A 23,324-nucleotide genomic window follows, 5' to 3' on the forward strand; every position below is an offset into this window, starting at 1 on the left:
AGCGCCTCCATCGCGGCCAGGCCGAAGCCCTCCTTGGTGGACACCATCGCGAGTGCCGACGCCTGCGCGACCAGCGCCGGTAGGGCGTCCTCCGCGATCGTGCCGAGGACGGTCGGCTCGATCCCCAGGTCACGCGCGCGGGCGTCGAAGGCCGCGCGGTAGTCGCGGTAGTCGAAGAGCGTCTCCCCGCCCCCGAAGACCAGCCGAAGCCCGGGCCGCTCGCGCCGCAGGTGGGCGAAGGCCTCCAGCAGGTCGAGGCTGGCCTTGCGGGGTTCGATGCCGCCGAGCGCCAGCACGTAGGGACCGAGCTCGCGCGCCCACCGCTCGCGACCGGCGCGGTCCGAGGCGCCTGCCGCGAAGCGGGCCGCGTCGACCCCGTTGGGGATCACCGTCGGCACCAGGCCCCAGCCCGCCTCGACCTCCGCGGCCACCGACGCCGAGACGCAGACCCGCGCGCGCGGTGCGACGACGGCCCGCTCGTGGCAGGCCGCGAGCTCGGGCGTCGTGAACTGGTCGAGGTGGTGGATGGTGCGCAGGCAGGGGAGCGCGGCGTTGGCGCTGATGCAGTCCTGCGCGTGCACGACGTCGTACGACGACCGCTCGCGGCCGAAGGCGACCTTCAGCTCGGCGATGGACCGGACGATGCGCGCGCCGACCGTCTCGTCGTCGAGCGCCTCGAAGGGCACCGCGTGCACGGTCACGGCCGGGTCGACGGGCCGGAAGAACGTGGTGTCGCCGCCGCGGCCCAGGGTCCAGACGTGCACGTCCTCACCGAGCGCGGCCAACGCCTCGGCCAGCGCGAGCGTGTGGACCACGCCGCCGCGCGGCCGCGTGGAGTAGGTGAGCAGGGCGATCCTCACGTCGCGACCTCCGGCGCCGCGGGCAGCGCGTGGTAGGCCGACGGGGTCAGCTCCTGGAGGTGGTGCAGGACCCGGCGCGAGCGGAGCACCTCGGAGGCGACGTCGATCTCGGCGACGGCCAGGCCGCCCTTGGAGGAGGTGCGCGCGAGGATGTCGCCGCCGGGGCCGACGACCTTGGCCTGGCCGAGGAAGCGCAGACCGCCCATGACGCCGGTCTGGTTGGAGGAGACCCAGACGACCTGGTTCTCCGCGGCGCGAGCGCTGTCGTAGAGGTCGAAGAGCCGCGACTGGCGGTCCTGGGGGAGCCGTGAGGCGCGGTCGGTCATGCTGGCCGGCCAGGCCGAGAGACAGGCCAGGATGGTCGCGCCGTCGAGGGCGAGCGAGCGCGCGGCCTCGGGGAAGGTCTTGTCGTAGTCGATGAGCATCCCCAGCCGGCCGACCGGGGTGTCGAAGGCCTCGAAGGAGTCGCCGGCGGCGTAGACGAGGGACTCGCCGGCCGGCTGGTGCACCTTGCGGTGCCGGCCGAGGACACCGTCGCCGGTGACGCACACGGCGGCGTTGTAGAGCAGCGCCTGCCCGTCCTCGACGGCCTCCTCGGCATAGCCGACGCAGACCACCATCGGCCCGGCCATCGCGATGACGCGCCCGATCTCGAAGGAGTCCTCGGTCAGCGCGGGCGGCATCGCGTGCGGGTCGGGACGCCGGAGGTCGGAGAGATAGCCCCCTAGCGTGGCGTCGGGCAGCACCAGGAGGTCGACGCCCGCCGCGCGCGCGTCGCGGACGATGCCCTCGAGCTTGACCAGCGCCCGGTCGAGGTCGCGGCCGAAGTGGGCCGCCACCGCGCCGATCCGCAGCGTCCCCGAGGCCCGGCTCACGACGGCACCGCGCTAGCCCGCCGAGCGCGCGAGACCGACCGGGCGGTGCGCGCCGGTGATCGCACCGGCGACGTGGGCCGCGTCGTCGGCGATGCCGGCGAAGCGCCCCGAGCCCCAGGTGTGCAGCCACGGGAGCCCGAGGAAGTAGAGCCCCGGCACCGACGTCACGCCGCGGGTGTGGGTCGGCACCCCGGTGCCGTCGAAGACGCCGACCTTCACCCAGCGGTAGTCCGGTCGGTAGCCGATCGCCCAGATGACGCTGGTGATCCCGGCCCGGGCGAGGTCCAACGACGTCGGCTCCGACGACGGCGCCCAGGGTGCGACGTACGGCTCCTCGGTGGGGGCCGTGATGCCCTGGCGCTCGATGTAGGCGTCGATGTCGGCCTTGATGGAGGCGGCGACGGCGTCGGCGCGGTCGAGCGCCTCGGTCAGGGTGGGCAGGAAGGACAGCTCGGTGCCGGAGCCGGACTCGAGCATCCCGTAGAGCGCCATGCCCTCGAGGGCGAACGCGCGCAGGTCGATGTCGCGGCCGCCGTCGCGCCCGGTCATGTAGTGGTTGGTCTTCTCGCGGGCGGCGAGGCCGCCGGGATACTGCTGGACCGGCTTGGTGTAGAGCCCCATCTCGTCGAGCCAGTCGATGCAGTCGCGACCGCGGTAGAAGCGCGAGCAGCGGGGGGCGTCGCCGAGCGCGAGGTGCACGCGCCGGCCGGCGAGGTGGAGGTCCTCGGCGATCTGCGCGCCGGACTGGCCGGAGCCGACGACGAGCACCTCGCCCTCGGGCAGCTGCTGGGGGTTCTTGTAGTGCGCGGAGTGCAGCTGGTGGATCGAGTCGTCGAGAGCGTGCGACCAGGGCGGCACGATCGGCAGGTGGTAGCCGCCGGTGGCGAGCACGACGTCGTCGGCCTCCCAGGTGCTCGTGCCGTCGGGGCCCGACACCTGCAGGACGAAGCCTCCGCCGTCGCGCTCGGTCAGCGAGGTGACCCGGCTGTGGGTGACGACGGGAGGGTCGAAGGTCGCGGCATAGCCGCCGATCCACGCGACGACCTCCTCGCGGGTCATGAAGCCGTGCGGCTCGGGGCCGTCGTAGGCGTAGCCCGGCAGCCGGCACTGCCAGTTGGGCGTCACCAGCGTGAAGTTGTCCCAGCGGCTGGTGGCCCACTCGTGGGCGGGCGTCTCGGCCTCGAGGACGACGTGCTCGACGCCCTCGCGCTTGAGGTGCCAGCTGACGGAGAGGCCGGCCTGGCCGCCGCCGACGACGACGACGGGCACGTGGCGGACGGACGGGATCATGAGGTCTCCTGGGTGGGTGTCCTGGCGGGCAGGGGCGGCCAGAGCCGCACGACCTCGACCAGCTCGTCGGGCGCGTACGACGACGCGGAGCCGGCGATCTGCTCCTGGGTCGCGGCCGCGGAGGTGCAGGCCCAGCCGAACTTCTCGCGCACGCGGTCACTGGCGATCTGCAGGGCGGTCGTGGAGCGCCGGGTGAACTCGGCGACGGTGTAGGTGGTCCCCGGCTCGAGGTGGTCGTGTACGACCAGCGAGGGGGAGTAGCACTCCTCGAGGCGTCCGTCCGGCCAGCGCACGGAGAAGGTCATCTCAGGCATGGACCGGCTCCTGGGCGAGATAGGTCCCGGGGCGGCGGTCGCGCAGGTGGAACATGGCGCGACGCGCGGTGTCGAGCTCGGCCGCCACGTCGACCTCGGCGACCGCGAGGCCGCTGTCGGTGCCGGTGGTCGCGCGGACGTCGCCGCCGGGACCGACGACCTTGGCGTTGCCGACGAAGCGGAGCCGGCCGAAGGTGCCGCTCTGGTTGGCGGCGACCCACACCACCTGGTTCTCGAGGGCGCGGGCCTGGTCGAAGAGGTTGAACCGCTGGGTCCACCGGTCCTCGGCCAGGTCTCCCGCGGAGGCGGTGCGCGAGGCGGGCCAGGCGGAGATGCAGGCGATGACCTCGGCACCGTCGAGGGCCAGCGACCGGGCCGACTCGGGGAAGGCCTTGTCGTAGCAGATCAGCATGCCGAGACGGCCGATCGGGGTGTCGACGGCGCGGAAGTCGCTGCCCGCGGCGTAGTGCAGGTTCTCCCCGAGCGGCTGGTGCACCTTGCGGTGCACACCGAGGACGCCGTCGCCGGTCAGCACGGCCGCGCTGTTGTAGCGGTCGGCCCCGTCGGCCTCGCAGAAGCCCACGACGACGGTCATCTCGCGGGCGATCTCCGCGACGCGGCGCAGCTCGGGCCCGGCGAGGTCGATCACCGGGGGCAGCGACTCGGGAGCCTCGTCGTGGGTGCCGTCGCGCCCGCTGCCGAGGGCCGAGAGGTAGCCGCCGAGGCAGGCCTCGGGCAGCGCGAGCAGGGAGACGCCCTGGGCGCGCGCCTGCTCGACGTAGGAGCTGATCTGGGCGAGGTTGTCCTCGACGTCGCGGCCGAAGTTGGCGCACACGGCGCCGAAGCGGGTGCTCGACGTGGTGCTCATGCTGCGGTCCCTCCTGCTGTTCCGGTGGCGGTGGCTGTGCCGGTGGCGGTGGCGGGGCCCAGGCCGGTGACCCGGGCGCCGATCGCCTCGGTGACGACGCCGTCGGGCCAGCGCAGGCCGACGCCGGTGCCCTCGGTGAGGTGGCCGCAGACGCGGCTGGTGACGAGGTCCGGCAGGCCGATCACAGCGGCGCGCGACGGTGCCGTCTCGGCGGTGACCATGGCGAAGCCGGGGAAGCAGGTCAGCCAGTCGCCCGGCGAGGCCGCCTCGGGAGCGGGGATCGCCTCGACGTCGAGGACCGCGCGGCACCCGCTGGCCTCGGCCAGCATGCCGGTGGTGCCCACGAGGCCGCTCATCGAGACGTCCTTGGCGGCGGTCGCCTCCAGGGCCGGTACGACGTGCGCCAGGGCTCGCAGCTCGGCCGGCGAGCGGTGCGACGAGGAGTCCCACTGGGCGCCGGTGTAGCCCGGACGCCAGCCGCCGCCGAGGTCGGCGGTGACCCGGAGGTCGTGACCGACGCGGCCACCGCCTCCGGGGACGGGACGCGCGGTCCGGCCGAGGGCCGTCACCGACAGGGACGCCGGGACGCCCAGCTGGGTGTGGCCGCCGAGGACGGGGACCCCCCAGGCCAGGGAGGCGTCAGTGAGCCCGCGCAGCACGCGGCGGGCGAACGACGCGTCCCGCGCGCCGACCGCGTCGAGGAGACCGACCGGGGTGGCGCCCATGGCGGAGAGGTCGTTGAGGTTGACCAGGGCCGCGCACCAGCCGGCCCACTCGGGGTCGCGCTCGACCATGGAGGGCAGGATCGCGTCGCACGCGGCGACCAGGTCGGTGCCGGGCACGGGGGCGCCGTCGTCGCCGACGAAGCCCGCACCGCCTCCTCCGAAGGGGACGGCCTGGAGACCGGAGAGCAGTCCTCCGAGAGCCGACTTGGTCGCGTCGGCCAGGCGCTGCACGCGGGCGATCGGCCAGTCGACGACGACGTGGGGGTGACCGTGCAGGTCGACCGGGCGGCCCTCGTCGCGCAGCGTCCACCCGAGCCGCCGGAAGAGGACGGCGTTCTGGGCCTGGACGGTGGCGTCGAAGCGCAGGGCGCCGGCGCTCTCGGCCTCGGCGCAGGCCGCGCGCACCAGCGCGGCTCCGACCCCGAGGTGCAGCCGGGCGTCCGGGGCGACGACGAGCCGGCTGCCGCGCCACCAGCCGAGGTCCCGGCCGGGCAGGGCCGGGTGGAGCCGCACGCCGCCGAGGACCTCGCCGTCGGGGGCCCGGGCGACGAGCACGACCGTGCGCGGGTCGTCGTCGACGTCGTCGGCGTCGCTGCCGCTGAAGAGCCCCTGCTCGTCGACGAACACCTCGCGGCGCAGCCGGCGGTAGGCGTCGAGCTCGGCGGGAGCGTCCGCCCGCAGCACGACGTACGCCGACGGGTCGGCCCGCGCCACCCAGGTCGGTGCGCCGGAGAGGATGTGGTCGAGGAGCCCCACGTCATGCGCGCTCATGGTCAGGCCCCTTCGCAGGAGAGCGCCGAGCAGGCGCCGCACGCGGCACACCCGGCAGCCTGGTCGGAGCCGGCCATCCCGGCCGCCCTGAGCCGAGCCGCCACGCGGGCGGTCACGTCGTAGACGACCGACGGCGGGGGAGCCGTGGCGCCGTCGACGTCGGTGGCCAGCGTGCCGGCGAGCGGGCGGAAGGGCACCACGAAGGGGTAGACGCCCATGTCGATGAGCTCCTGGGCGCCCTCGACCAGCTCGTCGGCGTCCTCGCCCAGGCCGATCAGCAGGTAGGTGGAGACCTGGTTGTGGCCGAAGACCCGGACGGCCTCGCGCCACGCGGCGCGGTACTCCTCCAGGGGTACGGTGCCCTTGCCGGGCATCCAGGCACGGCGTACGTCGTCGTCCATCGACTCGACGTGGATGCCGATGGAGCGGGCGCCGGCGTCGTAGAGGTCCTGGATCGTCGCCAGGTCGGCCGGCGGCTCGCACTGCACCTGGATGGGCAGGTCGGGCAGGACCTCCCGCACCGCCCGCACGCAGCGGGCGAGGTGGGTGGCGCCTCGGTCGCGGCCGTTGCTGGTGCCGGTGGTCATCACCATCTGGGTGATGCCGTCGAGGTCGTGCGCGGCCTTGGCCACCTCGGCGATCTGCGCGGGCGACTTCACCGCGACCGTGGAGCCCTGGACCAGCGACTCCTCGATCGCGCAGAAGCGGCAGCGCTCCGACTCGGCGTAGCGGATGCAGGTCTGCACGACGGTCGTGGCGAGCACCCGGTCGGAGTGGAGGCGGGCGATCTTCTCGTAGGACACGCCGTCGGCGGTCTCGAGGTCGTAGAAGCGGGGGCGGGCGACGGCCTCGACCCCCATGCCGGTGTCGGCGCCGTCGAGGAGGAGCTTGCCGCCCTTGACGGTGTAGGCGCTGCGGGGGTTGAGCGGGATGGCCGCGCCGATCCCGTCGAGCAGCACGTGGCCGTCGTCGCTGGGCCCGGCACCTGCGCGTCGCGCGACCGGCGCGTCGAGCAGGCGGATGCCCTGGATGGCGACGTCGACACGCGTGCTGCGGCCGGGTGTCGGCTCGGATGAGACCTGTTCGGAGATCTGCGCGGCCATGTCCCGACCCCTCAGAGGTTGTAGACGGAGTTGATGATGGCGCCCTTGTTGGCGTAGTGGATGACCGCGTCCTGCACGTCCAGCGGGTGGGCCGGGATGATCCCGGCGATCAGGTCCTCCTCGCGGCAGCCGTGCAGGGCCAGGCCGAAGCGGCAGCAGAAGACCGTGCCGCCCTCCTTGATGAAGGTCTTGATCGAGTCGTTCATGTTCTGGTTGCCGGGGAAGGCCACGTCGTTGGTCGTCGGGAAGCCACGGGTGTCCATGCACGCCAGGGCACCGGGGCCGTAGAAGTAGATCGCCGACTCGAAGCCCTTGCGCAGCGCACGCGTCGCCTGGAGGACGGCGACGAAGCTGACCGAGGACTCGTGCGGGATGCCGTGGACCAGCGTGAGGTAGCTCTGCCCCTCGGTGGCCTGGTAGTCGGGGAAGAGCTTGGTGGAGCCGTAGAGGTTGGTCCCGGGGGCCTGCGAGGGGTGCGGGATCTCTCCCAGCGACTTCTCGATGTTGGCCATGATCTCGTCGTCGAACGCGGGCATCGCTTCTCCTGTGTGCCGTGGGTGGGTGCCGTGCGGGTGCTGCCGTGCTGGTGGTGCGTCTCTCAGCCGTAGAGGGCCTCGAAGTTGTGGGTGAAGAAGGCGGCGGCGAGGTCGCCGTCACCGGCGGCGTCGCGCAGGCGGGCGTGCTCGCCGGCGAAGTCGCCCCAGGGGGTGTCGGTGGCGAAGAGGATCCGGTCGTGGCCGATGCCGCGCCGCTCGATCTCCGCGACCAGCCAGCGCGGCGCGAAGCCGATCGCCCAGCTGGTGTCGGTGTAGACCTGCTTGCCGGCCTCGATCCAGTCGAAGAGCCGGCCGCCGATCAGCTTGAGGTGGCCGCTCATCCCGCCGCCGAGGTGCACGAGGTGGATCTTGGTCGCGTCGCCGTAGGTCTCGACCAGCTCGCCGATGCGGTCGACGTCGGAGGCGGCGCCGGGCGAGGTGTGCACGTGGACGACGAGGTCGTGGGTGGCGGCGGTGGTGAAGATCCGGTGCAGCTGCTCGGCGCAGTCGGGGTCGTCGGGGGAGCCGCCGAGCAGGAAGCTCGTCTTGAGCGCCCGCACCCCGTCCTCGCCGACCAGGTCGAGCGCCGCGTCGTTGCGCGCCGCGTCGGAGGCCTTCGGGGAGACCCAGAGCCCGCAGCGCACGCGCTCGTCCTTCTGCGCCGCCTCGATCGCCAGGTGGTTGAGCCCGAAGGCGACGTCGGGGTCCGGGACGCCGTAGTTGGGCAGCACCAGCGTGCGCTCCACGCGCTCGTCGTCGAGGGTGGCGAGGAAGTCGGCCACGGTGGCCTTCGCGGTCGTGTCGGGGCTGATCGCGGGGCCGCCGTAGAACGGGTACGACGGCAGCACGCCGATGTGGCGGTGGGCGTCGTGGACCGGGCTGGGCATGACGAGAAGTCAACGGGCGCAGCGTTTCCGAATGGTTTCGGGCGGAATGCAGTGTGCGACCCAGCACGTAAGTTCCTTGTTACCTGGCTCGCGGGGCCTGGTGCGCCGGCCTAGGGTCGCCGGTGTGCCGGACCTGTCGATCTCGCGTGCGATCACCTCGTGGGCCGAGCAGCGCCCCGACGCCGTCGCGGTGCGGTGCGGCGACGACGTGCTGACCTGGCGCGAGCTGGACCAGGTGAGCAACCGGGTGGCGCGGCGGTGGCGCTCGGCCGGTCTGGCGGTCGACGACCTGGTGAGCGTCGCCCTGCCGAACAGCACCGACGTCGTGGTCGCCTGCGTCGCGGCGTGGAAGGCCGGTGCGACCCCCCAGCCGCTCTCGCCGCGACTCGGCGCCGCCGAGCGGGACGCCGTCCTCGCGCTGGCTGCGCCTGCCGTGGTGGTCGCGGGACCCCTCGACCGGTGCGACGGAGAGTCGGACGCGCCGCTCCCGGACCTCGCGGCCTCCAGCTGGAAGGCACCCACGTCGAGCGGCAGCACCGGGCGGCCCAAGATCGTGCGCGCGGCGGCACCCGCGCGCGTCGACCCCGAGGGCCGGGTCGCGCCCTTCGTGCCGCGCGAGGCGGTGCAGCTGGTCGCGGGCCCGCTCTTCCACGCTGCCCCGTTCGTCTACGCGATGCGTGGGCTGATGACCGGCCACGAGCTCGTGGTGATGCCGCGTTTCGACGCCGACGAGTGGCTGCGGCTCGTGGCCGAGCACCAGGTGACCTGGGGGATGCTCGTGCCGACGATGATGCAGCGCATCTGGCGGGCTCCCTCGCGAGGTGCGGCGCAGCTCGACAGCCTCGAGTCGGTCCTCCACCTGGGAGCCCGGTGCCCGGCATGGCTCAAGCGGGCGTGGCTGGAGTGGCTGGGGCCCGAGCGGGTCTGGGAGCTCTATGCCGGGACCGAGTCGCAGGGGCTGGCGCTCATCGGCGGCACGGAGTGGCTGGAGCGGCCGGGGTCCGTGGGGCGACCGGTCGGTGACTCACGCTTCCGCGTGGTGCGGCCCGACGGCTCGGGGTGCGACCCGGGCGAGGAGGGTGAGGTGCTGATGCGCCGCAGCGGACCGACGTACGCCTATGTGGGGGCGGTGCCCCAGGTGCGCGACGGCTGGCACACGCTGGGGGACTCGGGTCACCTGGACGCCGACGGCTTCCTGTGGATCGGTGACCGGCTCGACGACGTGGTCGTCACCGGAGGGGTGAAGGTCCAGCCGGCCGACGTCGAGGCGGTGCTCGACGAGCACCCGGCGGTGCGGTCCTCGGTGGTGGTGGGCCGCGACGACGACGACCTCGGCCAGCGGGTCCACGCGGTGGTGGACACGGCGGGCGTCGCGGTCGGCGAGGCCGAGCTGATGGCTTGGGTGCACGACCGGCTCGACCCCGAGAAGCAGCCGCGCAGCTGGCAGGTCGTCAGCGAGGAGCTGCGGTCCGACACCGGCAAGGTGCGTCGCTCGGCCTGGCGCTGAGCCTCACCAGCCGGGCGGCAGCGAGGTGAAGTCCGGCTCGCGTCCCTCGGCGAAGGCCGTCAGTGCCTCGAGGTTGGCCGGCCCGCCCATCAGCTCGGCGAACGCGGCGTTCTCGCGCTCGCGAGCCTTGCGGATCTCCGAGCGCAGGGGCTCGGTCATCGTGCGCTTCACCGCGACCAGCGACGAGATCGGGCGACGGGCCAGCAGCGCCGCGTGCCGGTGCGCCTCGGCGAGCAGGTCCTCGGGCTCGCAGACCCGGAAGACCAGCCCCATCTCCAGCGCCTCCTGGGCGCTGACCCACTCCGCCGACAGCAGCACCCACGCCGCGTCCTGGCGCCCGAGCAGCTGCGGGAAGAGGTAGGACGACGCGGCCTCGGGCGCGACGCCGAGGCTCGTGAAGGGGCACTTGAGCCGGGCCGTGGACGACATGAACGCCAGGTCGGCGTAGCCGAGGATCGTCATCCCGATGCCGAGCCCCACCCCGTTGACCGCGCACACCAGCGGCTTGGGGAAGTCGACGAGCGCGTCGAGCAGCCCGAGGAAGCCGTGCGTGCCGCGCACGAAGTCGGGGTCGGTGGCGATCCGGTGCATCTCCAGGAGGTCGGTGCCGGCGCTGAAGCCCCGCCCGTTGCCGGTCAGCAGCACGACGGCGACGTCCGGGTCCTCGGCGGCGGCGAGCAGCGCCTCCGCGGTCGCGTCGTAGAGCGCCTCGTTGAAGGCGTTGAGCGCCTCGGGGCGGTCCAGCGTGATGGTCCGCACCCGGGCCTCGTCGGTGATCTGCAGGGTCATGGCGGCATGCTAGCCGTGAAGTAGAACGTGTTCTAGGTTGTCCCGATCCGCGCTGTCGCCGGCCGCGTCTAGGCTCGCGGCATGGGCACGGCAGGCGAGCGGCGGGTGTGGCGGCCCGACTGGCCCGTCTCCGTGGGGGGCGTGCTGCGCCTGCACCGCCGCGGCGGCGGCGACCCGACGTACAGGATCGACGATGAGGGCCGACACTGGCGTGGCATCCGCACCCCGCAGGGACCCGCCACGCTGTGCGTCACGGCTCGTCCCGGCGAGGGTGAGGTGGTCGGCGAGGCCTGGGGGCCTGGCGCCGTCTGGGTGCTCGACGGGCTGCCCCCGCTGCTCGGCGCCGACGACGACTGGGGCGCCTTCGAGCCGCGGCACCCGGTCCTCGCCGAGGCTCACCGCCATCACCCGCACCTGCGGCTGGGACGCACGGGTCTGGTGATGGAGGCGCTGGTGCCGGCGATCATCGAGCAGAAGGTCACCGGGCAGGAAGCCTTCGCGGGCTTCCGGATGCTCGTGCACCGTTTCGGCGAGCGGGCGCCGGGTCCCGGAGCCGACCGCAAGCTGTGGCTGCAGCCGACGCCCGAGGTGCTGCGCACCATCCCGAGCTGGGAGTGGCTGCGGCTCCACGTCGACCCGGCGCGGTCGCGCACGATCGTCACGGTCGCGCGGGTGGCCGACGCGCTCGAGCGCACGGCGTCGCTGACCGGCGAGGAGGCCGAGCGCCGGATGCGGTCCATCCCGGGCGTCGGTGTCTGGACCAGTGCCGAGGTCCGCCAGCGAGCGTTCGGCGATCCGGACGCCGTCTCGTTCGGCGACTACCACGTGGCCAAGGACGTCGGCTGGGCCCTGACGGGCACGCCGTTCGACGACGCGCAGCTGGAGGAGTTCCTCGAGCCGTGGCGTCCGCAGCGCGGTCGCGTCCCCACGCTCGTCGCGGTCGCGGGGCTGCGCCGACCCCGTCACGGAGCCCGCATGTCGCCGCGGGGGCACCTGCCCGCGACCGTCGTCCGCCACCCGCGGTGAGCGACTCGCTAGATTGTCTGACGTGTCCCTGCGCCGCCCCTCTGCCACGCGGCTCCTGACCGTCGCCCGCAAGACCCTGCTGACCGTGCTGAGCGTCCAGCTCGGGGTCGCGATCGTGATGTCGTTGGTCGACTCCTACCGGCGTCGCGGCAAGAAGCCCAAGCCCTTCCCGGTCAGTGCCCCCAGCACGGTCGAGGTCGGCTTCGGGTCGGTGACGACGTACACGTTCGGCAAGGACCTCTACGACGACATGATCGCGGCCATCGAGGGCGCGAAGAAGCAGATCCTCTTCGAGACCTACATCTGGAAGGGTGACGCGACGGGCGAGCGGTTCAAGGACGCGCTCGCGGCGGCGGCTGACCGCGGCGTGGAGGTCTACTGCATCTACGACGGCTTCGCCAACCTCGTCGTGTCCCCGGTGTTCAAGCGCTTCCCCGACAACATGCTGGTGCTGCGCTACCCCGTCTACGCCGCCGGCTGGCGCTTCTTCGACCTCAGCCGCTACGGCCGCGACCACCGCAAGATCCTCGTCATCGACGACAACACCGGCTTCGTGGGTGGCTACAACATCGGCTCGGCCTACGAGACCGAGTGGCGCGACACCCACGTGCGGATCACCGGCCCGGCCGTGTGGGACCTCAAGCGCGCCTTCGCCGACTTCTGGAACCTCAACCGCCGGCGCCGGATCCGCCACAGCGAGCGCCCGCTGCTGCTGGAGACCGCGTCCACCTGGGAGCCGCAGATCCGGGTGCAGCGCAACGTGCCGCGGCTGTGGATGTTCCCCATCCGGTCGATGTACATCGAGGCGATCAACCGGGCCAGCCGCAACGTGTGGATCACGACCGCCTACTTCACGCCTGACCAGGACTTCGTCGACGCGATGCGCCACGCCGCCCAGCGCGGGGTCGACGTGCGGCTGCTGCTGCCGTTGAAGTCCAACCACATCGTGGCCGACTGGATCTCGCGCGGCTACTTCACCCAGCTGCTCGACGCGGGCGTGCGGATCTTCCGCTACAAGGACGCGATGGTCCACGCCAAGACCGCCACCGTCGACGGCACGTGGACGACCGTGGGCACGGCCAACATCGACCGGCTCAGCCTCACCGGCAACTACGAGATCAACGTCGAGTTCATCGACGAGTCGCTGGCCAAGGAGCTGGAGCAGATCTTCGCCACCGACGAGGGCAACTGCCTGGAGCTGACCAGCCTCGAGTGGGAGGCCCGCGACCTGCACCGCAAGTTCACCGAGTACTTCCTCGCGCCGCTGCGACCGCTGCTCTGAGCCGTCGATCGGCCGTCGTGACCGGGCCGCCTCAGGCGGCGCGGGAGACCACGACGATGGTGACGTCGTCGATGCTCGACAGCTTCCGGCTCTGCTCCGCCACCTCAGCCACCAGCTCGGCCGGGTCGTCGTACGTGCGGACCAGCGTGCTGATGCGGTCCACCCACCCGGGGCCGTCGCCGACGATGTCGAGCAGGCCGTCGCTGAAGACGACCAGCCGGTCCCCGGCCTCCATCCGCTCCTGCCGCTCGGTCCAGTGGTCGTCGGCGAGGATCCCGAGCGGGTGGTCGAGACCGATCAGGCGGACGACCCGGCCGTCGGCCCGGACCAGCAGGGCCAGGCCCGAGCCGGCGTCGACGTAGCGAACGGTGCCGTCGCGGAGGTCGACCGCGGCCTCGAAGAGGGTGGCGAAGGCCGACGTGCGCTCGAAGTCGGGCTGCATCACGCGGGCGGCCTGCGTCACGGTCACGCCCAGGTCGACCCCGGCGTGGACCGCGTCGTGGGTGCCGCGCAAGGAGGCCCGGACCCCGGCCCCGATGAGCGCGGCCGCCGTGCCCTTGCCCATGACGTCGCCCAGGCGCACCAAGCCGATGTCCGAGGAGAGCTCGTAGTCGTAGAAGTCGCCGCCGATCGCGGAAGCAGGGACGCACGAGCCCTCGATGCGCCAGTCGCCGTCGGAGACGGCACCCTGGGGGAGCAGGGCCGACTGGGCCTCCCACGCCAGGCGCATCTCGGTGGTGCCCACGAGCTCGTGCTCGGCCCAGGAGGCGAGCTCGAGGAAGAGGTCGAGCTCTGCCTCCGTGAGCCGGCGCGCCTCCATGCCCGCGACGCACAGCGTCGCGACGACGGTGCCGTGGTGATCGCGCAGCGGCTGCCCCGCGTAGAAGGTCACCCCGTCCCGGACGGCGTCCTTCCAGGCGAAGCGCTCGTCGAGGCGGGCGTCCTCGACGACGACGGTCTCGCCGAGCGCCTGGGTGACCTCGCAGAAGGTCTGGTCCGTGGCCATGTCCTGGCCGTCGGTGCCGGTGCTGCCGGGGAAGGTGGCGCGCTGCCCGTCGAGCACCGTGATGGTGCTGATCGGCAGCCCCAGTGCCCGGGTCACCAGGTCCGTGATCCGGTCGAGGCGCTCCGAACCGGTGGCCTCGGCGAGCCCGAGGCTGGCGAGTGCCTTCTCCCGGCGTACGGCGTCGGTGGTCTCCACGCGTGTCCCCATGTGTCGTCGATGGATCGGTCGCCCCCCCGGGTCGACTCCCCCAATTACGGTACGTGGCATCGTCACATGAGGAGAAGTGGTGATCTGTCGGGGGGAGGTGCCGGAGCGGGGCCCCCACCGTCTGGGGGCCACTGTCGGTGGCCCTCCGTAGGCTGGAGGCATGCGTCCTGTCACCGACCTCGAGCGCCGCGTCGCGCCCTTCCACGTGCAGGCTGACTACCAGCCCAGCGGCGACCAGCCCGCGGCGATCAAGGAGATCACCAAGCGCATCAACGGCGGGGTCCAGGACGTCGTGCTGCTGGGTGCCACCGGCACGGGCAAGACCGCGACCGTGGCCTGGGTCGCCGAGCAGGTGCAGCGTCCGATGCTGGTGCTCCAGCCCAACAAGACGCTGGCCGCCCAGTTCGCCAACGAGCTGCGCCAGCTCTTCCCGGACAACGCGGTCGAATACTTCGTCTCCTACTACGACTACTACCAGCCCGAGGCCTACGTCCCCCAGACCGACACCTACATCGAGAAGGACTCCTCCATCAACGAGGAGGTCGAGCGGCTGCGGCACTCGGCGACCAACTCGCTGCTGACCCGGCGCGACGTCATCGTCGTCTCCACGGTCTCCTGCATCTACGGCCTCGGCACCCCCCAGGAGTACGTCGACCGCATGCTGCGGCTGCGGGTGGGCGAGGAGCGCGACCGCGACTCGATCCTGCGCCAGCTCGTCGAGATCCAATACACGCGCAACGACATGTCCTTCACCCGCGGCACCTTCCGGGTCCGTGGCGACACCCTCGAGATCTTCCCGGTCTACGAGGAGCACGCCGTGCGCATCGAGTTCTTCGGCGACGAGATCGAGCGGCTGATGTCGCTGCACCCCGTCACCGGTGAGGTGCTCACCGAGGACACCGAGCTCTACGTCTTCCCCGCGACCCACTACGTCGCCGGCCCCGAGCGCATGGAGCGGGCGATCGCCGGCATCGAGGCGGAGCTCGAGGAGCAGCTCGCGACCTTCGAGAAGCAGGGCAAGCTCCTGGAGGCGCAACGCCTGCGCATGCGCACGACCTACGACGTCGAGATGATGCGCCAGGTCGGGTCCTGCTCCGGCATCGAGAACTACTCGATGCACATGGACGGTCGCTCGCGCGGATCGGCGCCCAACTGCCTGCTCGACTACTTCCCCGAGGACTACCTCGTCGTCGTCGACGAGTCCCACGTCGCGGTGCCGCAGATCGGCGGGATGTACGAAGGCGACATGTCGCGCAAGCGCAACCTGGTCGACCACGGCTTCCGCCTGCCCAGTGCGATGGACAACCGGCCGCTGCGCTGGGAGGAGTTCCTCGAGCGCATCGGCCAGACCATCTACCTCTCGGCCACGCCCGGCAACTACGAGCTCGACAAGGTCACCGGACCCGACGGCCAGCCCGACACGGTCCAGCAGATCATCCGCCCGACCGGCCTGATCGACCCCGAGGTCGTCATCAAGCCGACCAAGGGCCAGATCGACGACCTGATCCACGAGATCCGCACGCGGGCCGACAAGCACGAGCGGGTCCTGGTCACGACGCTGACCAAGAAGATGTCGGAGGACCTCACCGACTACCTCCTCGACGCCGGCATCCGCACCCGCTACCTCCACTCCGAGGTCGACACCCTCAAGCGCATCGAGCTCCTGCGCGACCTGCGCCTCGGCGAGTACGACGTCCTCGTCGGCATCAACCTGCTCCGCGAGGGCCTCGACCTGCCGGAGGTGTCGCTGGTCTCGATCCTCGACGCCGACAAGGAGGGCTTCCTGCGCTCCGACAAGTCCCTCATCCAGACGATCGGTCGAGCCGCTCGCAACGTGTCGGGCCAGGTCCACATGTATGCCGACAAGATCACCCCGTCCATGGAGAGGGCGATCGACGAGACCAACCGTCGTCGCGCGATCCAGGTCGCCTACAACACCGAGCACGGCATCGACCCGACCCCGCTGCGCAAGAAGATCGCCGACATCACCGAGATGCTGGCCCGCGAGGACGAGAACACCCAGGAGCTCCTCGAGACCTGGGCCGGCACCGCGGCCAAGGGTCGCGCCGGGGGAGTGAAGGCCAAGCAGCCGGTCCCCGGGTTGTCCAAGGCCGCGTCCGGCCAGCACGCCAAGGACCTCGCGGGCATGCCGAGCTCCGAGCTCGCCTCGCTCATCCAGGAGCTCACCGACCAGATGAAGGCAGCCGCCGCCGAGCTGCAGTTCGAGGTCGCCGCCCGGATGCGTGACGAGATCTCCGACCTGAAGAAGGAGCTGCGGCAGATGATGGAAGCCACCAAGTAGGTCGCACCCTCGCCGAGTCGGCGTCAGCGGATGACCGTGAGCCGCACGATCCCGTCGGCCTCGAGACGCCGCGCGTGGGTCGACTTGCCCGACCCCGACGGACTGCCCATGAGGACCACCCGAGGCATGTCGGGAGCCTACGACGGGTCCAGGCACAATGACGCGGTGACCTCGGGAGACGACACGGCCTACTTCCACCGCCTCGCCGCCGGCACCTTCCGCGCGACCGACCACGTCGGCGGCGCGTGGGACACCGCCACGCAGCACATCGCCCCGGCGCTCGGGCTGATGGTGCACGCCGTGGAGGCCGATCGGGCCGGCCGGCGCGACGACGCGGCCCTCGTGGGTCGGGTGTCCTTCGACATCCTCGGCACGATGCCGGTCGACGTCGTCGAGATCGCGGTCGAGGTGCTGCGCCCCGGCCGCACGATCGAGCTGGTCGAGGCACGGCTGCGCCACGCCGGCCGCGACGTCGTCCGTCTCCGGGCCTGGCTCCTGCAGCCGGGGGAGACCGACCAGCTCGCGGGCACGGCGCTCGCCCCCATCCCGGGACCCGACGACCACCCGGGGTGGGACGGGACGACGACCTGGCCCGGCGGCTTCATCGCCTCGGTCGACGTGCGACGGCACCTCCACGAGCCAGGCCGCGGCACCTTCTGGGTGCGACCGCGCGTTCCGCTGCTCGCCGACGAGGACGTCAGCGCGCTGGCGGCGACCTTCGGCGTCGTCGACATCGCCAACGGGATGGTCGTGCGGGTCGATCCCGGCCAGGTCGCCTTCCCCAACGTCGACCTGACGGCCCACGTCCTGCGCGCACCCCGAGGCGGTTGGGTCGGCTTCGACACCACCGTCTCCTTCGGCGCGGGCGGCCTCGGCATCACCAGCACGGTGCTGCACGACCTCGACGGCCCGGTGGGGACGATGTCCCAGGCGCTCACGGTGCGTCCCGTGAGCCCTCCCTCAGCGCCGCGGTAGGGCGCCGACCAGCCCCTGCACCAGCTCGTACGTCGGACGGTCGGCCGCCGCGACCAGGCCGCGGACGGTCGGGTCCTGCGGCCGGTAGGCCTCGCCGCCGAACATCGCGACATGACCACCCGCCTCGGTGAGCAGGAGCGAGCCCGGGGCGTGGTCCCACGGCTTCGCGACCCAGTAGAGGGCGTAGTCGGCGGCGCCCTCGACCAGGTGCGGGTAGTCCACCCCGCAGCAGACCCAGGTGAGGTCGAGCTCGCGCAGCGTGCCGAGCGCGCGTCCCAACCAGCTGCGGCGCGAGGTGACCCCGCGCAGGTCGTCGCCGAGAGGGGCCCGGACCAGGCGATCGCCGTTGCGCCAGGCGCCGGCTCCGCGCTCGGCGACGTAGGCGACCTCGTGCTGGGGCTGCCAGATCCAGCTGCGCACGACGTCGCCCCCGCGCAGCTCGGCCACCATCACCGCGTGGTCGGGCGAGCCGTGCACGAAGTTCTTCGTGCCGTCGACGGGGTCGACGGTGAACGCGTGGTCGGCGGCGGCGTAGCGCTCCAGCAGCGACGGGTCCGCCGCCGTGGCCTCCTCGCCGAGGACCACCGCGTCGGGGTAGGCGCGCAGCAACGCGTCGGTGAGGAGCACCTCGGCCTCGTGGTCGGCGACCGTGACGAGGTCACCGGGGTTCTTCTCCGAGACCTCGTGGTCGCTCAGCGTGCGGAAGCGCGGGTTGATGACCTCCTCGGCCACGTCCCGGAGCAGGGTCAGGACCTCGTCTGTCTCCACGGGAGGAACCTACCGAGCCTCGTGGCCGCGCAGCCACCGGGCCAGCACCGGGGTCAGCAGGAGGATCACCAGCAACCGGAACAGCTGCACCGCCATGACGTAGGTGACGTCCGAGCCGCTGTCCGCGGCGGTGGCGAGCACGGCGAAGAGTCCACCCGGGGTGGTGGCGAGGTAGGCCGTGAGCCCGTCGACCGGCGTCAGCCAGGCGAGCGCCGATCCCATCACCGCCGACAGCACGATCATCGCGACGATGAGCCCGGTCACCACCGGCAGCATCCGGGTGATCGCGGCCAGGCTGGCCCGGGTGAAGCGCAGCCCGACCTGGACGCCGATCAGGGCGTAGCCGAGCCACTGCAGCGGCACCGGCACGGATACCTCCCCGAGCCACCCTGCGGACACGACGACCGCGGCGATCGTGAGCGGGGCGAGCAGGGTCATGGTCGAGACGGGCACGAAGCGAGCGACGAGCAGGCCACCGCCGACGGCGATGACGACGTACGCCGTCGAGGCGGCCAGGGAGCCTCCGGACCCCTCCAGCGTCCCGACGCCCGAGGCGGGGTCGAAGACGACGGCGGTGACCAGCGGCATGGTGACGAGCACGATCAGCACCCGGAGGTACTGCACGACCGTCACGACCCGGTCGTCCGCCCCGAGGTCGCGCGCGACCGCGACGACCCCGGAGGCACCCCCGGCGACGAGGGCGAAGGCGCCGGTCACGGGCGAGACGTCGCGTCGCAGGGCCAGGAGCCGTCCGGCCAGGAGGCTGAGCACGATGGTGCCCAGGGTGACCAGCAGGATCGGCCCGATCTCGCCGCGCATGCGACGCAGCGCCTCGACGCTGACCAGGGTGCCGATGGTGACGCCGATCAGGGCCTGCCCGAGGCGGAACGCGGCGGCCGGCACCTTGATCTCGGTGGGGGAGGTGAGCGCGTGGGCCATGCCTCCCAGCAGCGAGCCGAAGAGCACCGCCGACGGCACCCCGGCCAGCGAGAGCACCACCGAGAGGAGCACGGTCACCCACACGACGAGGACCACGCCGCCCAGCGGCGTGCGTCCCCGGTCAGTCACCACGTCACCCTAGGAGGCGGGTCGCAGCGAGCGGTCGGCACGTCTCGACGGGTGTCGGTGGCCGTGCCTATCGTCACCTCCATGGACGTCCGAGAGATCCAGGTGACCTTCGACTGCGCCGACCCAGGAGCCCTGGCGGGCTTCTGGTGCGCGGCCCTCGGCTATGAGCTCGACGCGCCGCCGCCGGGGTTCGACACCTGGGACGCCGCTCTCGAGGCCTTCGGGGTGCCGCCCGACCAGCGCAACACCCGGTCGGCGTGCCACGACCCCACGCGCGCCGGCCCGCGGCTGTTCTTCCAGGTCGTCCCGGAGGGCAAGTCCGCCAAGAACCGGGTGCACCTCGACGTGCGGGCGGCGCCGGGGCTCCAGGGGGAGGAGCGGATGGCCGCGTTGGAGGCCGAGGCGGAGCGGCTGGTCGCCCTCGGTGCCACCCGCGTGGAGCGCCACGGGCCGGAGCCGCCCTTGAGCCACGGGTTCCTCGTCCTGCAGGACCCCGAGGGCAACGAGCTCTGCCTCGACTGACGCGCCTACGATCACGGGGTGACAGCCGAGCCGCCCACCAGGACCGTGCTGACGGTCTGGGGGGTCGGCCTCGCGGTCTACCTCGTCGCCGTCTTCCACCGCTCGTCCTTGGCCGTCGCCGGGCTCGCGGCCAGCGAGCGCTTCGACATCTCCGCCTCGCAGCTGGCGACCTTCACGATGCTCCAGCTGCTCGTCTACGCCGGCATGCAGATCCCCGTCGGGCTGCTGGTCGACCGCTACGGCTCGCGCAGCGTGATGCTGGCCGGGACCCTGCTGCTCACCGGGGCCCAGGCGTTGTTCGCGGTCGCCGAGAGCTATCCGCTGGCCCTCCTCGCCCGCACCCTGGTCGGGGTCGGGGACGCGCTGACGTTCATCTGCGTGCTGCGCCTGGTCAGCCGCTGGTTCCCGGCCCGCCGCGTGCCCTTCGTGACGCAGCTGACCGGCACGCTCGGGCAGGTCGGTGCCATCGGTGCAGCGATCCCCATGACCTACGCGCTGGGTCGCTGGGGCTGGACCACCGCCTACCTCGGCGCGGCCGTGCTGGGCGCCGTTCTGGCCGTCGCGATCCTGGTCGCCGTCCACGACTCGCCCGACGGGCGCAACCTGCGCGGTCCGCGGATGTCGTGGGGTGCGGTGCGCCAGACGTTGGCGGCCTCCTGGGCGCACCCGGGCACCCGGCTGGGCTTCTGGATGCACTTCACGACCCAGTTCAGCGCGACCGCGCTCAGCCTGCTCTGGGGCTACCCCTTCCTCGTGCGCGGCGAGGGGCTCTCCGCGCAGCAGGCCGGAGTCCTGCTCTCGCTGATGATCGTGGCCGTCATGGTCGCCGGCCCGGTGCTGGGCGTGCTGATCGGTCGTCACCCGTGGCACCGCTCGACCATCGTGCTCACGATCGTCTGGTCGATCGTGGCGGTGTGGACCGTGGTGCTCGTCTGGCCGGGTGCGGCCCCGTTGCCGCTGCTCGTGCTCCTCGTCCTGGTCGCCGGGATCGGGGGACCGGCGTCGATGATCGGCTTCGACCTCGGTCGCACCTCCAACCCCGTCGAGCGGCTCGCGAGCGCCAGCGGCATCATCAACCAGGCCGGCTTCACGGCCTCCCTGATCCTCGTGGTGGCGATCGGCGTCATCCTCGACTGGCGCACCCCGGGTGCCAGCACGGCGTACACGCCCGAGGCCTTCCGGTGGGCGATGAGCTCGCAGTACGTCCTGTGGGGGATCGGGCTGGTGCAGATCTGGCGCTACCGCCGCCGGGCACGTGCCGTCATCGACCGGACCCAGCTCGAGTCGGGCGTCCTGGCCTGACGCCGGCCGCCCCTAGCGGTCGATGACGGTGGCGATCACGAGCAGCACCGCGACGTGGCCGACCAGGACGGCCACCGGGTGACGACCGAGCGGCACCAGCACCCGCCCGACCGTCGAGGCCAGCGGGCGCCAGCAGGCGGTGAGGACGGCGGTGGCGACCACGCCGGTGGCGACCACGAGCGCGACGCGTCCCACCGGCAGGTCGACCCCGCCCCAGAAGTCCGCGTCGAGCGTGCGGCCGGTGGCCCACCACCAGCCGACCACCCCGGCGTACGCCGTCACGGCGAGGCCGGCGACCAGCGTGCCGGCCCTGCCGCGGAGCCAGGCGCCGGCGGAGCGCCGGTGGTGGCCGAGGGCCAGGCCGTGGACGAAGAGGAGCTGCCACGCCAGCGGCGGGTAGGTGTCGGCGAACTGGGCGGGCGCCCAGGAGGGGTGCCAGACCTGCCCCAGCGCCCACAGCGCCCAGGACACCAGCAGCGCCACCCACCACAGCCGACGTCGGAGCAGCAGGAGCACGAGCGGGACCGCGAGCCCGAGAAGCACGAAGAGACCGATGATGCTGGTGGCCCAGGGGCCCATCTCCAGGAAGAGCAGCCGCCGTGCGGCGTCCCAGGGTGTCGGGTAGTCGAAGAGGTGGTCGGCGTCCGGGAAGAGGTCACGCACCTGGCCCGTCGCCGGGTCGCGCAGCCCGAGGAGGCGCCCGGCCTCGACACCGGGGACCAGGCTCGCGACGTAGACCCCGAGGGCGGTCAGGACGGCCACGGCGTACAGACGCATGGCGCGCCGGAGGGAGCGCACGACGGGGGACGACGCGATCGCCAAGCCCGAGAGCAGCACCAGCGCCTCGGCGACGGGTAGGACGCCGAGCGCCGAGCGGGCGGTGCCGAGGTGGCCCAGCACGACACCGACATGACCGGCCACGACCAGGACCAGCAGGGCTCCACGCGCCAGGTCCAGCCGCGGGTCGCGCGAGCCGACGCCGTCCTCGACGGACGCCCAGCCGGACCGTGTGCGGGCGAGCAGCGCCAGGCCCAGCAGCGCCAGCAGCGCCAGCCCACCGATGCCCAGGGCACGGGCGCCGGGGTCGGGAGTCACCCCGGCCGGGAGGTCGCTGCCGGGGACGGGGACGAAGGAGCCCCCGTCGCCGATCGGGTTGCCGTCGGCGTCGCGGGGGGTGGTGTCCTCGACGGGGTCGCTCACGGGACCGAGGTCCACCGTGGAGCGCTCGAGGTCGGAACGGATCGCTGCCGCGATCTCGGGGTCCGCCGTGACTCGCCAGTCCACGGCCGCGGTGTCGACCTCCGGCTCGATGCGATCGACCTCCAGCCAGCTGATGAGGCCGATCAGGGGGTGGTCGGTGGAGCTTCCGAACACCTGGCGCCACCACGACCGCTTGAGCTCGAGCTCGGTCGCGCCCTCGACAGCCGGGTTGTAGAGCGCCGAGGTCTGCACCAGCATGGGCCGGTCGCCGGCGGCCGCGAAGCGGTCGTAGAACGGCCGGCCGTTGGTGCCGTCGCCGTAGCCCCAGGTCTCGGCGAGCCGCGCGTCGTACTCGCCGGTGGGGACGACGTTGCTCTCGATGCCCTGGTCCTGACCGAAGCGGTAGAGGGTCAGACCGACCCAGTCGACGACGTCGTCGCCGGGGAAGTAGGGACCGTAGGGGTCGTCCCCGGGAGCCAGCCGTCCGTCGCCGTTGGTGTCCAGGGGCTCGACGTCCACCTCGTCGGGCAGGCCGATGTCACCATCGGCGCCCTGCTCCTCCCGGTAGGGGTACCCGGAGCCGTAGACGGGCGACCAGACCGTCTCGACGTGAGGCGCCGTCGTGTCCAGGCCCTCGGCGAGCACGCGGAAGGCGGCCTTGTAGGCGACGGCCTGCTGGCCCCACGGCTCCCAGGACCCGTTCATCTCGGCTCCGAAGCGTGCGAGGAACCAGGTCCCGAGCTCGTCGTGCAGCCCGTCGAGGAGCTCCCCGAAGGCCTCGGCATCAGCGAGTCCGAGTCCCTCCAGCGGCGTGCGCGGCTGCAGGTCGACGACGACGACCGCACCCAGGGTCGCGATCGCTCGCACCTGGCGCTCGAGGAAGACCTCGTCCTCCCCGCTGATGGGGTAGTCGACCTGGAACGTGAAGGACGAAGGCGCGGCCCCGAGCGCGTCGGCATAGTCCTGGGGCACGGCGGTCTCGATGTCGAGCTCGGGACCGAACCAGGGTGCGCCGGGCCCGGGCCGCGGCATCGTGTCGTCCGCCGCCTGCGCCGGGACGACCAGAGCGAGGGTGAGGAGTGGAAGCAGCATCGCTGCTGCCAGGCCGAGGACGACGGCCGGTCGGAGGTGGTGCTTCACG

General features: G+C 72.5%; 21 protein-coding genes. 7 read left to right on the forward strand and 14 right to left on the reverse strand.

Features of this window, described 5'->3' with window-relative positions; translation table 11 throughout:
* From AAG827_RS01710 to AAG827_RS01750, 9 genes are all read right to left on the reverse strand, one after another.
* Positions 1-860: MSMEG_0565 family glycosyltransferase (locus tag AAG827_RS01710; protein WP_341924043.1), on the reverse strand; the 860-nt coding region annotated here is incomplete at its 3' end.
* Positions 857-1,735 carry a carbon-nitrogen hydrolase family protein gene (locus tag AAG827_RS01715; RefSeq protein WP_341924044.1) on the reverse strand — a complete coding sequence of 293 codons (879 nt, stop codon included), beginning with the start codon at positions 1,733-1,735 and terminating at the stop codon, positions 857-859. The genes AAG827_RS01710 and AAG827_RS01715, both read right to left, overlap by 4 nt.
* Positions 1,736-1,747: 12 nt before the next feature.
* Positions 1,748-3,025, reverse strand: coding sequence for an MSMEG_0569 family flavin-dependent oxidoreductase (locus AAG827_RS01720; protein ID WP_341924045.1), 1,278 nt, complete (start codon positions 3,023-3,025; stop codon positions 1,748-1,750).
* Positions 3,022-3,339: an MSMEG_0570 family nitrogen starvation response protein gene (locus AAG827_RS01725; RefSeq protein WP_341924046.1), complete on the reverse strand. Its 318-nt coding sequence runs from the start codon at positions 3,337-3,339 to the stop codon at positions 3,022-3,024. Before AAG827_RS01725 ends, AAG827_RS01720 begins: the two co-directional genes overlap by 4 nt.
* Entirely contained in the window at positions 3,332-4,207 is an 876-nt protein-coding gene (locus AAG827_RS01730; RefSeq protein WP_341924047.1) for a carbon-nitrogen hydrolase family protein, read from the reverse strand. The genes AAG827_RS01725 and AAG827_RS01730 overlap by 8 nt, the downstream gene beginning before the upstream one ends.
* Entirely contained in the window at positions 4,204-5,703 is a 1,500-nt protein-coding gene (locus AAG827_RS01735) for an MSMEG_0567/sll0787 family protein (RefSeq protein ID WP_341924048.1), read from the reverse strand. The genes AAG827_RS01730 and AAG827_RS01735 overlap by 4 nt, the downstream gene beginning before the upstream one ends.
* Before the next feature lie 2 nt (positions 5,704-5,705).
* On the reverse strand, positions 5,706-6,806 hold the full coding sequence (locus tag AAG827_RS01740; RefSeq protein ID WP_341924049.1) for an MSMEG_0568 family radical SAM protein: 1,101 nt from the start codon (positions 6,804-6,806) through the stop codon (positions 5,706-5,708).
* 11 nt (positions 6,807-6,817) lie between these two features.
* The gene (locus AAG827_RS01745) at positions 6,818-7,342 is read right to left on the reverse strand and encodes an MSMEG_0572/Sll0783 family nitrogen starvation response protein (RefSeq protein ID WP_341924050.1); all 525 of its coding nucleotides are present in this window, start codon (positions 7,340-7,342) and stop codon (positions 6,818-6,820) included.
* Positions 7,343-7,404: 62 nt separating this feature from the next.
* Positions 7,405-8,229 carry an amidohydrolase family protein gene (locus tag AAG827_RS01750; RefSeq protein WP_341924051.1) on the reverse strand — a complete coding sequence of 275 codons (825 nt, stop codon included), beginning with the start codon at positions 8,227-8,229 and terminating at the stop codon, positions 7,405-7,407.
* A gap of 124 nt (positions 8,230-8,353) precedes the next feature.
* On the opposite strand from AAG827_RS01750, the gene AAG827_RS01755 reads away from it, so the two are divergent.
* Entirely contained in the window at positions 8,354-9,736 is a 1,383-nt protein-coding gene (locus AAG827_RS01755) for an AMP-binding protein (protein ID WP_341924052.1), read from the forward strand.
* Positions 9,737-9,739: 3 nt separating this feature from the next.
* Here AAG827_RS01755 and AAG827_RS01760 read toward each other — a convergent pair whose 3' ends face one another.
* Positions 9,740-10,525: an enoyl-CoA hydratase-related protein gene (locus tag AAG827_RS01760; RefSeq protein WP_341924053.1), complete on the reverse strand. Its 786-nt coding sequence runs from the start codon at positions 10,523-10,525 to the stop codon at positions 9,740-9,742.
* A gap of 81 nt (positions 10,526-10,606) precedes the next feature.
* Here AAG827_RS01760 and AAG827_RS01765 point away from each other — a divergent pair, with 81 nt between their 5' ends.
* Together AAG827_RS01765 and AAG827_RS01770 are read left to right on the forward strand one after the other, a co-directional pair.
* The gene (locus AAG827_RS01765; RefSeq protein WP_341924054.1) at positions 10,607-11,551 is read left to right on the forward strand and encodes a DNA-3-methyladenine glycosylase 2 family protein; all 945 of its coding nucleotides are present in this window, start codon (positions 10,607-10,609) and stop codon (positions 11,549-11,551) included.
* A 22-nt stretch (positions 11,552-11,573) separates the two neighbouring features.
* Positions 11,574-12,833: a phospholipase D-like domain-containing protein gene (locus tag AAG827_RS01770; protein ID WP_341924055.1), complete on the forward strand. Its 1,260-nt coding sequence runs from the start codon at positions 11,574-11,576 to the stop codon at positions 12,831-12,833.
* 31 nt (positions 12,834-12,864) lie between these two features.
* Here AAG827_RS01770 and AAG827_RS01775 read toward each other — a convergent pair whose 3' ends face one another.
* Entirely contained in the window at positions 12,865-14,034 is a 1,170-nt protein-coding gene (locus AAG827_RS01775; RefSeq protein WP_341924056.1) for a SpoIIE family protein phosphatase, read from the reverse strand.
* Between the two features lie 172 nt (positions 14,035-14,206).
* Here AAG827_RS01775 and uvrB point away from each other — a divergent pair, with 172 nt between their 5' ends.
* Together uvrB and AAG827_RS01785 are read left to right on the forward strand one after the other, a co-directional pair.
* Positions 14,207-16,348, forward strand: coding sequence for an excinuclease ABC subunit UvrB (uvrB, locus tag AAG827_RS01780; RefSeq protein WP_341924057.1), 2,142 nt, complete (start codon positions 14,207-14,209; stop codon positions 16,346-16,348).
* A 165-nt stretch (positions 16,349-16,513) separates the two neighbouring features.
* A complete protein-coding gene (locus AAG827_RS01785) occupies positions 16,514-17,323 on the forward strand; it encodes a thioesterase family protein (RefSeq protein ID WP_341924058.1) in 810 nt (269 codons plus the stop codon).
* On the opposite strand, the gene AAG827_RS01790 is transcribed toward AAG827_RS01785, so the two are convergent.
* Together AAG827_RS01790 and AAG827_RS01795 are read right to left on the reverse strand one after the other, a co-directional pair.
* Positions 17,309-18,091, reverse strand: a complete 783-nt coding sequence (locus AAG827_RS01790; protein ID WP_341924059.1) for an inositol monophosphatase — start codon at positions 18,089-18,091, stop codon at positions 17,309-17,311. The genes AAG827_RS01785 and AAG827_RS01790 overlap by 15 nt on opposite strands.
* 9 nt (positions 18,092-18,100) lie before the next feature.
* On the reverse strand, positions 18,101-19,159 hold the full coding sequence (locus AAG827_RS01795) for an AbrB family transcriptional regulator (protein ID WP_341924060.1): 1,059 nt from the start codon (positions 19,157-19,159) through the stop codon (positions 18,101-18,103).
* An 81-nt stretch (positions 19,160-19,240) separates the two neighbouring features.
* Here AAG827_RS01795 and AAG827_RS01800 point away from each other — a divergent pair, with 81 nt between their 5' ends.
* Together AAG827_RS01800 and AAG827_RS01805 are read left to right on the forward strand one after the other, a co-directional pair.
* A complete protein-coding gene (locus AAG827_RS01800; RefSeq protein WP_341924061.1) occupies positions 19,241-19,681 on the forward strand; it encodes a VOC family protein in 441 nt (146 codons plus the stop codon).
* Positions 19,682-19,699: 18 nt separating this feature from the next.
* Entirely contained in the window at positions 19,700-20,983 is a 1,284-nt protein-coding gene (locus AAG827_RS01805; protein WP_341924062.1) for an MFS transporter, read from the forward strand.
* 12 nt (positions 20,984-20,995) lie between these two features.
* Here the strand turns inward: AAG827_RS01805 and opgC are convergent, their stop codons facing one another.
* The gene (opgC, locus tag AAG827_RS01810; RefSeq protein ID WP_341924064.1) at positions 20,996-23,323 is read right to left on the reverse strand and encodes an OpgC domain-containing protein; all 2,328 of its coding nucleotides are present in this window, start codon (positions 23,321-23,323) and stop codon (positions 20,996-20,998) included.
* Position 23,324: the final 1 nt, after the last annotated feature.

Origin of the sequence: Nocardioides psychrotolerans (assembly GCF_943371775.1) — a bacterium.
GTDB classification, from domain to species: domain Bacteria; phylum Actinomycetota; class Actinomycetes; order Propionibacteriales; family Nocardioidaceae; genus Nocardioides; species Nocardioides psychrotolerans_A.

Coding starts and splice junctions, on each gene's coding strand:
- AAG827_RS01720 (WP_341924045.1), bottom strand. CDS start 3,025: ATGATCCCGTCCGTCCGCCACGTGCCCGTCGTCGTCGTCGGCGGCGGC.
- AAG827_RS01725 (WP_341924046.1), bottom strand. CDS start 3,339: ATGCCTGAGATGACCTTCTCCGTGCGCTGGCCGGACGGACGCCTCGAG.
- AAG827_RS01730 (WP_341924047.1), bottom strand. CDS start 4,207: ATGAGCACCACGTCGAGCACCCGCTTCGGCGCCGTGTGCGCCAACTTC.
- AAG827_RS01735 (WP_341924048.1), bottom strand. CDS start 5,703: ATGAGCGCGCATGACGTGGGGCTCCTCGACCACATCCTCTCCGGCGCA.
- AAG827_RS01740 (WP_341924049.1), bottom strand. CDS start 6,806: ATGGCCGCGCAGATCTCCGAACAGGTCTCATCCGAGCCGACACCCGGC.
- AAG827_RS01745 (WP_341924050.1), bottom strand. CDS start 7,342: ATGCCCGCGTTCGACGACGAGATCATGGCCAACATCGAGAAGTCGCTG.
- AAG827_RS01750 (WP_341924051.1), bottom strand. CDS start 8,229: ATGCCCAGCCCGGTCCACGACGCCCACCGCCACATCGGCGTGCTGCCG.
- AAG827_RS01760 (WP_341924053.1), bottom strand. CDS start 10,525: ATGACCCTGCAGATCACCGACGAGGCCCGGGTGCGGACCATCACGCTG.
- AAG827_RS01765 (WP_341924054.1), top strand. CDS start 10,607: ATGGGCACGGCAGGCGAGCGGCGGGTGTGGCGGCCCGACTGGCCCGTC.
- uvrB (WP_341924057.1), top strand. CDS start 14,207: ATGCGTCCTGTCACCGACCTCGAGCGCCGCGTCGCGCCCTTCCACGTG.
- AAG827_RS01800 (WP_341924061.1), top strand. CDS start 19,241: ATGGACGTCCGAGAGATCCAGGTGACCTTCGACTGCGCCGACCCAGGA.